Origin of the sequence: Streptomyces sp. SID13666, from assembly GCF_010548325.1 — a bacterium.
GTDB lineage: Bacteria > Actinomycetota > Actinomycetes > Streptomycetales > Streptomycetaceae > Actinacidiphila > Actinacidiphila fildesensis.
Window position 1 is genome coordinate 1 of the sequence record NZ_JAAGLX010000146.1, and the last position, 713, is coordinate 713.

The window sequence follows — 713 nt, forward strand, 5'->3', positions numbered from 1 at the left end:
ACCGGTGAGGTGGTAGGCGGTTGCGTACAGGGAGGCGCGGCGCTCCTGGACGTAGGCGGTGAACTCCGCCTCCGACAGCGAACGACGCTCCCCCGTGGACTCCCTGTACGCGGCCCCCGTGCGCCCCGTTTCCCCCGTGGCGCCGCTTCCGCTTCCCCCCGTGTGTGCGTCAACCACCGACATGTACGTGGTGTGCTGACGCCCGGTGCCGCGAACGCACCCCCGTCCGTTCACGGCACCGGACTTCTCGGTGGTCCTGGTGACGTCGTGCAGACGCGTGATCACTGCGTTCGCGCTTGTGCTGTGCAGCGTGCTCATCTCGCGCCCCCCGTCGTGGACTTACCGTCTTCGGCCCGGTCCGATGTGCTCCCTTGCCTGTGCCGAGAAGCTTGCCCACGCCACTTCATGACGGTGTCCGCCGACTGTCACAGGCGTGCAACAGGGGCACTTCTCAGGAACACGACGGCGAACAACACAGGAAGGTCACAGAGTGGCGCGGTAGAGGCCCGCCGACACCCCGAAATCGCCCGACAAGCACCTGACAGTCGCAGCCCGGCCATGCCATGGGCCAGAATGCATCCGTGCCTTCCCTGTTGCTGATCGAGGACGACGACGCCATCCGTACGGCCCTGGAGCTGTCTTTGACCCGCCAGGGCCACCGGGTTGCCACCGCTGCCACCGGTGAGGACGGTCTGAAGCTGCTGCGTGAGCAG

Annotated in this window: 2 pseudogenes; one reads left to right on the plus strand and one right to left on the minus strand. The window is 67.0% G+C overall.

Features of this window, described 5'->3' with window-relative positions:
* A pseudogene (locus G3I60_RS43800) lies at positions 1–318 on the minus strand (SigE family RNA polymerase sigma factor); the annotation flags it as partial.
* Between the two features lie 263 nt (positions 319–581).
* Here G3I60_RS43800 and G3I60_RS43805 point away from each other — a divergent pair.
* A pseudogene (locus G3I60_RS43805) lies at positions 582–713 on the plus strand (DNA-binding response regulator); the annotation flags it as partial.